This is a genomic window from Kitasatospora sp. MY 5-36, from assembly GCF_001182915.1.
Lineage (GTDB): Bacteria > Actinomycetota > Actinomycetes > Streptomycetales > Streptomycetaceae > Kitasatospora.
Map to the genome: position 1 here is coordinate 1 of NZ_LFVW01000145.1, position 9,357 is coordinate 9,357.

A 9,357-nucleotide genomic window follows, 5' to 3' on the forward strand; every position below is an offset into this window, starting at 1 on the left:
CGCCACACGCCCGCCCGCCCTGCTGCGCGCCGTACGCCACCCCGTCACCCGCTGCCTGATCGCCTGCCTGGCCGCCGCCGTCGCGGCGGCCGTCACCGCCGACCCGGCCCGTGGCACCCCCGCCCCCTGCCGCCCGGGCTGCTGACCGCTCGCGCCCTGCGTGTGAATACCTCTTTCGGGTATGTGATGTCCCGCAAATCGCCAGGGAGCACGACATCCGAGCTACTGTGGATGTCATGACTGCGGCCTACGAGGATGTGCCCTTCAGCGAGCTGCTCCACCACCCGGCCGCGACCACGCGCCGACTGGACGAGGTCCGCGCGCTCAGACTCCGGAGACGCGATGCCGAGGACCTCGCCCTGATGAGCGTCGACCAGATGGAACGTGACGCCAGCGTCGTGGACTTCACCTCCAGGCTGCTTGCGGGGCTGGTCCGGACCGAGAACGTCGTCGCGCTGCGCCAGGCACTGCCCGAAGCCCTGCCGTGGAGCACCTTCCTGCCCGAGGAGGACATCGACACCCTTCTCACCGAGCTGGTGGACACGGCGCGCGGCGCCGTGGCGCTGGACAACCTCGCGCCGATCGCTCTCCTCCTCACCCAGTGGAAGCACAGCGCCGAGGTCTATGCGGATCCGGCCCTGCTCGCCATCCTCACCCGTGAGCTCGAGGGCGACCTCGGGCCCGTCCCGCCACCCGAGGCGGCCGAGTGAGCCCGAAGCGCGGGGATCGAGCCGCGCCCCCTCCGATCGGCGACGAATTCGACCTCCGCTTCGCCAGCTCCGAAGCAGCCGATGGCTGGGAGCAACTGGCCCGCCAGGCGGCGGGCAACTTGCGGCGTGCCTTCGAGGCGATCCGTGCCGCCCCGCGGGGCGTGGGCAATGCCGACCGTCAACACCGGCTCAAGGGTCGCCTCGGAAGCTCCGCGTTCAAGGGGCAAGCCCTGGAATGCTGGCAATATGAGGTCACGGGCGGAGGGCGTATCTGGTACCTGATCGACGATGCCAACCGCACCGCCTGGATCACCTACGCGGGAGTCGGTCACCCCAAAGCCACGGACTGACCCGCGCGGGGCTCAACGGCCGTCCTGTGGCCCGCCGTTCGCCTCCGCCACCGCTGCCGCGCGCAGCGCCGCCGCCAGGCGGCGGACCGGGTCGGTGGGCGGCTGCGGGAGGCGGGCCAGCAGCAGGCGCCGCACCTCCTGCGGGCCGCCGCGTACCGGCAGGACGCGTACGCCGGGCGGTGCGGCGGCGGCCATGGCGGGGGAGACGGTGGTCAGCCCGCCGCCGGCCGCCACCAGGTGCAGCTTGGCAAGCCAGTCGCGGGCGGTGTGGGCGATCTCGGGCCGTTCGTCCAGCCCCGGCCACACCCCCATCAGCCGGTCGGCCCCGGCGGACGGCCCGGCGATCCACCGCTGCCCGCGCAGGTCGGCCACGTCGACGTACTCCCCGCGGGCCAGCGGGTGCGCGGCGGGCACGGCCAGGCACAGGGCGCGCTCGGTGAGGGTCTGCAGCACCAGGGGCGGCGACTCGGTGTCCGGGGCGCGGAACGGCGGGGCCGAGGAGAGCAGGGCGAGGTCGATGCCGCCCGCCCGCAGCGCCCGCGCCAGCGTCGCCGTGCCGCCCTCGCGGCTGGTCACCCGTACTCCCGGGTCGCTGCGCCGCAGCGCGGCGAGGGCCTGCGGGACGAGCGTGGTGCCGGCGGTCGGCACCCAGCCGAGCCGGGCCGTCCCGCCCTCCTCGGGCCGGCTGGACAGTTCGCGGGCCGCCGCGTCGATCTCCTCCAGCACGACGGTCGCGTGCCGCATCACCACCCGCCCGGCGGCCGTCAGCCGGACGCCCTCGCGGCGCCGTTCCAGCAGTTCCGCGCCCGCGGCCCGTTCGATCGAGGCGATCTGCCGGGACACCGCCGACTGGGTGTACCCCAGCGCCTGCGCGGCCGCCGTGAAGGTGCCCTGCTCGGCCACGGCCCGGAACACCCGCAGCGCGGTCAGCGAGACGTCCGTGAAGTCCATGACGTCTACGCATAGCAGAGGTGCGAGAGTTTCGTTGGACTCATGGAGGCGCCGGTTCCTACCGTGGTCGGTATGAGCGATCCCCGCACCGCCCTCGTCACGGGGGCCAACCAGGGCCTCGGCCGGGCCCTCGCCGAGGGACTGGCGGCCCGCCTGCGGCCGGCCGACCTGGTCCTGCTCACCGGCCGCAGCGAGCAGCGCGTCACCGAGGCCGCCCACCAGGTCGCCCGGTCGGCCGGCACCCGCGGCCGCGTCGAAGGGCGGGTCCTGGACGTCACCGACACCGAGGCCCTCGCCCGCCTCGCCGACGAACTCCGGCAGCGGCACGGCGGCGTCGACATCGTCCTGTCCAACGCCGTCGCCCGGCTGCTCCCCGGCGAGTCGCAGTCCGAGCGCGCCGACGAGTTCATCGACGTCTCCAACACCGCCACCCACGCCGTGCTGCGCGACTTCGCCCCGGTGCTGCGCCCCGGCGGCCGACTGCTCGTGGTGGCCAGCAGCCTGGGCACCCTCGGCCACCTGGACCCCCGGCTGCGGCACCTGTTCGACGGCGCGACCCTCGACCAGGTGGAGTACGCCGTCGAGTCCTGGCGCGCCGCGATCCACCACGGCACCGCCGAGGAGGCGGGCTGGCCGCGCTGGCTGAACGTGCCCTCGAAGGTGGCCCAGGTGGCCGCCGTCCGGGCGGTCGCCGCCGAGCGGCGCGAGCGCGACCTCGCCGCCGGCATCCTGATCGCCTCCGTCTGCCCGGGCATGGTCGACACCGCGACCTCGCGCCCCTGGTTCGGCGACTACCGCGAGGCGCGCCCGCCGGCGGTGGCGGCCGCGGACATCCTGGACCTGGTGTTCGCCGAGCCCGTCGACCCGGCCCTGTACGGCGAACTCGTCCGCGCGGGCCGCCCGCTCGACTGGTACGGCGGCACGCCGCCGACCGAGCAGGACCGCCTGCTCGTACCGTGAGGGCGTCGACAACACCCGTTCCCCGAAGAGGAGTTCACCGATGAACGCGATCAGCACGCCGTACGGCTTCGCGACCACCGCCGCCGAGGTCGCGCAGGGCGTCGACCTCACCGGCCGCCGCGCCGTGGTGACCGGCGCCGCCTCCGGCCTCGGCACGGAGACCGCCCGGGTGCTGGCCGGCACCGGCGCCGCCGTCACCCTGGCCGTCCGCGACGTGGCGGCCGGGCAGCGGGTCGCCGAGGAGATCACCGCGGCCACCGGCAACCGGGAGGTGCACGTCGGCCGGCTGGACCTCACCGACCTGGCCTCCGTCGCCGCGTTCGCGGAGGCCTGGCAGGGCCCGCTGCACATCCTGGTGAACAACGCCGGCGTGATGGCCTGCCCGGAGCGGTACACCGAGCAGGGCTGGGAGTGGCAGTTCGCCACCAACCACCTGGGGCACTTCGCCCTCGCCACCGGCCTGCACCGCGCGCTCGCCGCCGACGGCGCCGCCCGGATCGTCTCGGTCAGCTCCAGCGCCCACCAGCGGTCGCCGATCGTCTGGGACGACGTCCACTTCGCCTTCCGCCCGTACGACCCGTGGCTCGCCTACGCCCAGTCCAAGACCGCCAACGTCCTGTTCGCGGTCGAGGCGAGCCGCCGCTGGGCCGGCGACGGCATCACCGCCAACGCCCTGATGCCCGGCGCGATCCTCACCAACCTCCAGCGCCACACCGACGGCCGGGGCAGCGGGACCATCCCGCCCGAGCTGATGAAGACGGTCGCCCAGGGAGCGGCGACCTCCGTCCTGCTCGCCGTCTCACCCCTCCTGGACGGCGTTGGCGGCCGCTACTTCGCCGACTGCGACGAGGCCGAGGTGCTCGACCGCCGAGGCGTCCCGCTGCAAGGCGTCGCGCGCTACGCGCTGGACGGCGAGAACGCCCGGAGGCTCTGGGACCTGTCGGAGGAGTCGGTGAAGTCCTCCGGCTGACCGCCGCTCGGACAGCTTTCGAGAGCCGACATGGGACGATCGGCCGGTGACTCGCATCGTGGACCGTGACCGCTCGCTCGAGGAACTTGAGCACGACCGCCGGCCGACCCCTTCGGGCGGCGAGTCCCGGCTCGTGGCGACCGCGCGCGAGCTTCGGCGCCGGCCCATCGGCGGCCTGACCGTCGAAGACCTGCGGCTGCTGATCAGGCAGGACGTCGGCCTTGCCCACCTCCTGCCGCTGGCGGTGGAGGTCCTGCGGGCCGACCCGCTGGCGGCAGGCGACATGTACGAGGGCGATCTGCTGGCCGCCGTGCTCACCAGGGGCGAGGCGGTCTGGCGGGAGCGCCCCGAACTCAGGTGGGAGGTCCGCTCGATCGTCTCGGAGCTGGCCGAGGTGCCGCAGCCTCTGAAACGCGACGTCGAGGGGTTCCTGGCCTGGTAGGACCTGCTCCGCTGTGAGCCCATCATGCCCGCGAGGGTATGGCGCGATAACGGGATTGGTCTTGGAAAAGGCCGGCTCGCGGGTCATAGCGTCGAGGGAGTTCGCGCACGAGTTCACAGCGAAGGGGGAGCCTCCATGGGCACCAACGGAAGCAGCAGCAGGTACCTGACGGCCAGGAGGTTCGTCGCCGCCGCGCTGGCCACGGCCGCGATCGGATTCGCCGCCGTGGGCACCGCGGACGCCGACAGCCTGCGGAAGGGCCGTGTCGAGGTGCTCGAACTCAAGGTCCAGAACGACCAGTACGAGGTGCTGGACCTCGGCGCCGCCGGGCCGAGCCTGGGCGACATGGACGTCTACTCCGGTACCACCGTCCAGGGCGGCCGCAGCGTCGGACGCGGGGGCGGATCGTGCCAGGTCGTCCAGCTCCACGGTGGGGAGGTGACGAAGCAGTGCCTCATCACCATGGAGGTCGAGGGCGGCTCCCTGACGATGCAGTCGCTCTGGACGAAGGGAACGAGCGCCCCGCTCGACATGGCCGTCACCGGCGGTACGGGCGCCTACGCCGGCGCGCACGGAATCGTCCGCTTCTGGGACATCGGCACGCCGGACGAGCGGGCGCGGGCCGAGATCCGGCGCTGACTGCCCCTGAGGGCCGGACGGGAGTGGATCCGAGGTTCCGGCCCGTCAAAGGGCAGGTGGCGTGAGGCGGGAAGGTTTGCGCGAGAAGTCGGCCTGGCCGACTTCTCGCGCAACTGCTTTCAGGTGTTGGTGGCTGCGGACAGGTGTGAGGCCCCCGACCCGCACGAGGTCCTGAACCGGTGTTCCGCTCCTCCTCACCCTCACCGGGCCGCGGGACAAGCCCGATCCGGGCTGTGCGGCGGAGCCGCTCAGCCCTGGTGAGGGATGCCCAGTGCTCGGACGAGCTGGGCCAGTTCCTCGCGGAAGAGCTTGTCCGGGCTGGCCATCTGAGTGTGGAGGTGGCCGTAGATCTCCAGTGACACCAGGCCGTGCAGGTGTCCCCAGATGCGCAGGGCGAGTGCGACGGCGGCGGGGGGCAGCTCCGGGAAGGCCTCGCGCACCTTGTCGCGGAGCCCGGGGTCGAAGTCGGGCCACTCGAACGTGCTGTCTCGGTAGAGGTGTTCGGTGTGGGGCCAGGCAGCCGCCGCGAGTGCGGCGAGTCCTGTGCACACCCGGCGCGCGGCGTCCGGGGCGGCGCCGCCCTCGGGGGCGTGGTAGCCGGGGACCGGGTCACCGTAGACGAGGCGGAAGCCCTCGGGGTTGGCGACGGCCCAGTTCCGGAAGGCGGTGGCCCATGCCTGGATCCGGACCGCCGGGTCCTTGGCGGGGGCGGCCTCCCAGGCCGCGTCCACGGCGTCGGCCAGCGCGGTGTACACGTCGTTGATGAGCGTGGTGACCAGATCGTCGCGGGTGGCGAAATAGCCGTAGATGGCGTTGGCGGTCATGCCCATCTCTCGGGCGATGGCCCGCAGCGTGATGGCGTCGGGGCCGCCTGAGGCCATCAGCGCCAATGCCACGCTCTTGATTTCGGCCGTCGTCTCGGCGCGCAGCCGCTCGCGTCGTCCTGTGGTCCCGGTAGCCGCCATGCGGACACTCTACAGTGTCACCAGATTGGTTGGCGTATCGAAACTTCACGCCGTATAGTTTTCGCCGCGGTGACCGACGGCCCGTCATGTCGCCGTATTCGCAGGCAGGTTGAGGGGAGAACCATGCACATCGGAGTCATCGGCGCCACTGGCGGCATCGGCAGCCGGGTCGTCACCGAGGCGCTTCAGCGCGGACACCTGGTCTCGGCCTTCGGTCGGGACACTTCACAGATCAAGGAGACCCGCGAGAACATCACCTGGGCCGACGTCGACGTCCTCGACGCGGCGAGCATCGCGGCCGTGCTGCCCGGCCTGGACGTGCTGATCAGCGGATTCCAGCCGGGCAACGCCGCCAAGGACTTCGCCGACACCGTCCGTCGCTCCATCGCCGACCCCACGGTCTACGCGACTGCCGCCCGCGCGCTGCTGACGGCACTGGAGAGCCACCCCAGGACGCGCCTGATCGTGATCGGCGGTGCCGGAAGCCTGGAGGTCGAACCGGGCGTGGTGCGCGCCGACCATGACGAGCTGATCCATGAGAGCCTCGACGCGCTCGGACTGCCCCGGGAGTACGCGGCCGCCGTGCGCGGCCACCGGGACGCCCTGACCGTCCTGCGAACCTCGAATCGGCTGTGGACCTACTTCAGCCCGGCCGAGGACATCGCTCCCGGCGAGCGTACCGGCCGTTTCCGGACCGGTGGCGACCAATCCGTCCTGGACGCGGACGGACGCAGTCGCATATCGGTGGAGGACGCCGCGGTCGCCCTGGTCGACGAGGCGGAGCTGCCGCGCTTCGTCCAGCGCCGCTTCACGGTCGGGTACTGAAAGGTCGTAGTCGAGATCCACCCGGGAACCTCTCTCCTCGCCGTGTTCCGGCAAGCCGCTCCGCACTCGATCGGGTGAACAGCAGAAGGTGCCGGGCGATCCCTCCGTGGGATCGCCCGGCACCTCTCGTACGGGCCCGCTCAGTGCTGGTGGCCGGCCGGGGGGGCGGCGCCTTCCGTCGTCACGGTGAAGGCCGCCGTGTGGACGGTGTCCTGGTGCTTGAAGTCCAGGAAGAGGCGGTAGCTGCCGGGGCTCGGGGCGGTGGTGGTGAAGCCGATCTCAGGGCCCGGGGTGCCGGTGTCCGGGTGGACGTGCAGGTAGGCGAGGTCGCCGGCGCGCAGGGCGACGAGGTGGCCGTACGCGCCGAGGTAGGGCTGGAGGTCGGTGACCGGCCGGCCGTCCTTGCTGACGGTGAGGGTGAGCGTGCCGCTGCGCCCGGGCGTGACGTCGCCGCCGAGGGTGACGGTGTAGCCGTCGACGGTGACGGTCCGTCCGGTCTCCGGCAGCGGGGCGGGCCGCAGGTCGCCCGCGGCGTGCAGGTCGGCGCCGAGGGTGAGTCCCTCGCTGGCCCCGGCTGGGGTGAAGTCCGCGAAGACCCGGTACTCCCCGGCGGCGGGGACGGCGGTCTGGGCGCTCCAGGTGCCGTCGGCGGCGAGGGTCGGGTGCAGGTGCTGGAAGGTCGACAGGTCGCGCGGGGCGACGATCAGGTGCAGGTCCTTCTCGTGCTGCTGCTGGTAGGCGGTGACGGGCTTGCCGTCCGTGCCGAGGATGCGGAAGTGCAGGTCGGTGGGGGAGCCGGCGGTCACGAACGGGTTCTCGACGCTGAGCGTGTAGCCGCGTTCGGAGACCTGCAGTCCGCCGGGCAGGTGCTCGGCGCCGCCGTCCGTCGGTTCCGCGCCGTGCCCGGCGTGCCCGCCGTGCGCGGCGGTGGCGGGCTTGGGGGAGGGGCCGTTGCCGGTGGCGCGGCCGACGCCGAGGGCGAGGCCGAAGGCGGCGGCGAGTCCGGCGGTGAAGGCGGTGATGCGCAGCGGGGTGTTCATGGCGGCGTTTCTCCTCGTGATGCGGGACGGCGGGACGGCAGGACGGCAGGACGGCAGGGGGACGGGCCGGGCGCTCAGGCCCGCATGAGCCGGGCGATGGCCTGGGTGGCCTCGGCGACCTTGGCGTCCGCCTCGGCCCCGCCGCCCGCGATGGCGTCGTGGACGCAGTGGGCGAGGTGGGAGTCGAGCAGCTGTAGCGCCACGGACTGGAGGGCCTTGGTGGCGGCGGAGACCTGGGTGAGCGTGTCGATGCAGTAGGTGTCGGTGTCGACCATGCGCTGGAGGCCGCGGATCTGGCCCTCGACGCGGCGCAGGCGGCGCAGGAGCTGGTCCTTGTCGTTGTGGTAGCCGGCCATGGGGTCCTCCTCGGGTTCCGGCGGGGGGTCGATGCGACGTGATGCGACTCGATGCGGTTCGACGCGCCTTGGTGCGCCTCGATGCGGCTCGACGCCGCTCGATGCCCACGAGTGAATACCCCATGGGGGTATCAAGTCAAGCAGTCTCCGCCCCTCCAAAAATACGGGCAGGGGGTATCCGTCAGGGCTTGCGGCCGATACCCCTCAGGGGTATAAATGAACCCGGCACCGCTCGATACCCCCCATGGGTACGAGGGCCCGGCCGCCGAACGTACCGCACGACGACGTCACGAGGAGCGACGATGACTACGCAGGCACCCGCCTCAGCGGAGGTGGAACTCTCGATCGGCGGCATGACGTGCGCCTCCTGCGCGGCCCGGATCGAGAAGAAGCTCAACCGGATGGACGGGGTCACGGCCAGCGTCAACTACGCCACCGAGAAGGCGAAGGTCTCCTTCGAGGGCGGGGTCGAGGTCGCCGACCTGATCGCCACCGTCGAGGCCACCGGCTACACCGCCGCGCTGCCCAAGCCCCCGGCCGCGGAAGGGGGTTCGGGCGCCGGGCAGGCCGAGCCGGCCGACGAACTGGCCCCGCTGCGCCAGCGGTTGTTCACCGCCGTGGCGCTCGCGGTGCCGGTGATCGCGATGGCGATGGTGCCGGCCCTCCAGTTCGACAACTGGCAGTGGCTGTCGCTGACCCTCGCCGCACCGGTCGTCACCTACGCCGCCTGGCCGTTCCACCGGGCCGCGTTCACCAACGCCCGGCACGGCGCCGCGACCATGGACACCCTGGTCTCGCTCGGCACCACCGCCGCGTTCCTCTGGTCGCTGTGGGCGCTGTTCTTCGGCGACGCCGGGATGCCGGGCATGCGGCACGGCTTCGAGTTCACCATCGCCCGCGGCGACGGCTCGTCCAACATCTACCTGGAGGCGGCGGCCGGGGTCACCGCCTTCATCCTGGCCGGCCGCTACTTCGAGGCGCGCTCCAAGCGCACCGCCGGGGCCGCGCTCAAGGCGCTGCTGGAACTGGGCGCCAAGGACGTGACGGTGCTGCGCGGCGGGGCCGAGGTGCGCATCCCGATCGCCGACCTCGCCGTGGGCGACCGCTTCGTGGTCCGCCCGGGCGAGAAGATCGCCACCGACGGCACGG

At 72.7% G+C, this 9,357-nt stretch carries 12 protein-coding genes; 8 read left to right on the forward strand and 4 right to left on the reverse strand.

The window, feature by feature from the left end; all coding sequences use genetic code 11:
• Nucleotides 1-236 precede the first annotated feature (236 nt).
• Nucleotides 237-710, forward strand: coding sequence for a hypothetical protein (locus AE652_RS11210; RefSeq protein WP_049651122.1), 474 nt, complete (start codon nucleotides 237-239; stop codon nucleotides 708-710).
• Nucleotides 707-1,060: a hypothetical protein gene (locus AE652_RS11215; RefSeq protein ID WP_049651123.1), complete on the forward strand. Its 354-nt coding sequence runs from the start codon at nucleotides 707-709 to the stop codon at nucleotides 1,058-1,060. Before AE652_RS11210 ends, AE652_RS11215 begins: the two co-directional genes overlap by 4 nt.
• A 12-nt stretch (nucleotides 1,061-1,072) precedes the next feature.
• Here AE652_RS11215 and AE652_RS11220 read toward each other — a convergent pair whose 3' ends face one another.
• A complete protein-coding gene (locus AE652_RS11220) occupies nucleotides 1,073-2,011 on the reverse strand; it encodes a LysR family transcriptional regulator (RefSeq protein ID WP_049651124.1) in 939 nt (312 codons plus the stop codon).
• 72 nt (nucleotides 2,012-2,083) lie between these two features.
• Between AE652_RS11220 and AE652_RS11225 the strand changes: the two genes are divergently transcribed.
• The 4 genes from AE652_RS11225 (at nucleotide 2,084) to AE652_RS11240 (ending at nucleotide 5,022) form a co-directional block, all read left to right on the forward strand.
• The gene (locus AE652_RS11225) at nucleotides 2,084-2,971 is read left to right on the forward strand and encodes an SDR family NAD(P)-dependent oxidoreductase (protein WP_049651125.1); all 888 of its coding nucleotides are present in this window, start codon (nucleotides 2,084-2,086) and stop codon (nucleotides 2,969-2,971) included.
• Between the two features lie 40 nt (nucleotides 2,972-3,011).
• Nucleotides 3,012-3,941, forward strand: coding sequence for an SDR family NAD(P)-dependent oxidoreductase (locus AE652_RS11230; protein WP_049651126.1), 930 nt, complete (start codon nucleotides 3,012-3,014; stop codon nucleotides 3,939-3,941).
• A gap of 46 nt (nucleotides 3,942-3,987) precedes the next feature.
• Nucleotides 3,988-4,383: a contact-dependent growth inhibition system immunity protein gene (locus AE652_RS11235; protein WP_234348340.1), complete on the forward strand. Its 396-nt coding sequence runs from the start codon at nucleotides 3,988-3,990 to the stop codon at nucleotides 4,381-4,383.
• A gap of 135 nt (nucleotides 4,384-4,518) precedes the next feature.
• Nucleotides 4,519-5,022 (forward strand): hypothetical protein, encoded by a 504-nt coding sequence (locus AE652_RS11240; RefSeq protein ID WP_053112038.1) that lies wholly within the window; start codon nucleotides 4,519-4,521, stop codon nucleotides 5,020-5,022.
• Between the two features lie 248 nt (nucleotides 5,023-5,270).
• On the opposite strand, the gene AE652_RS11245 is transcribed toward AE652_RS11240, so the two are convergent.
• Nucleotides 5,271-5,987, reverse strand: coding sequence for a TetR/AcrR family transcriptional regulator (locus AE652_RS11245; protein WP_049651127.1), 717 nt, complete (start codon nucleotides 5,985-5,987; stop codon nucleotides 5,271-5,273).
• A gap of 123 nt (nucleotides 5,988-6,110) precedes the next feature.
• Here AE652_RS11245 and AE652_RS11250 point away from each other — a divergent pair, with 123 nt between their 5' ends.
• Complete coding sequence (locus AE652_RS11250; protein ID WP_049651128.1) at nucleotides 6,111-6,812, forward strand: NAD(P)-dependent oxidoreductase; 702 nt, start codon at nucleotides 6,111-6,113, stop codon at nucleotides 6,810-6,812.
• Between the two features lie 140 nt (nucleotides 6,813-6,952).
• Here AE652_RS11250 and AE652_RS11255 read toward each other — a convergent pair whose 3' ends face one another.
• Entirely contained in the window at nucleotides 6,953-7,852 is a 900-nt protein-coding gene (locus AE652_RS11255; protein ID WP_049651129.1) for a hypothetical protein, read from the reverse strand.
• 74 nt (nucleotides 7,853-7,926) lie between these two features.
• Nucleotides 7,927-8,208 carry a metal-sensitive transcriptional regulator gene (locus AE652_RS11260; RefSeq protein WP_049651130.1) on the reverse strand — a complete coding sequence of 94 codons (282 nt, stop codon included), beginning with the start codon at nucleotides 8,206-8,208 and terminating at the stop codon, nucleotides 7,927-7,929.
• Between the two features lie 302 nt (nucleotides 8,209-8,510).
• Between AE652_RS11260 and AE652_RS11265 the strand changes: the two genes are divergently transcribed.
• Nucleotides 8,511-9,357: cation transporter (locus tag AE652_RS11265; protein WP_049651133.1), on the forward strand; the 847-nt coding region annotated here is incomplete at its 3' end.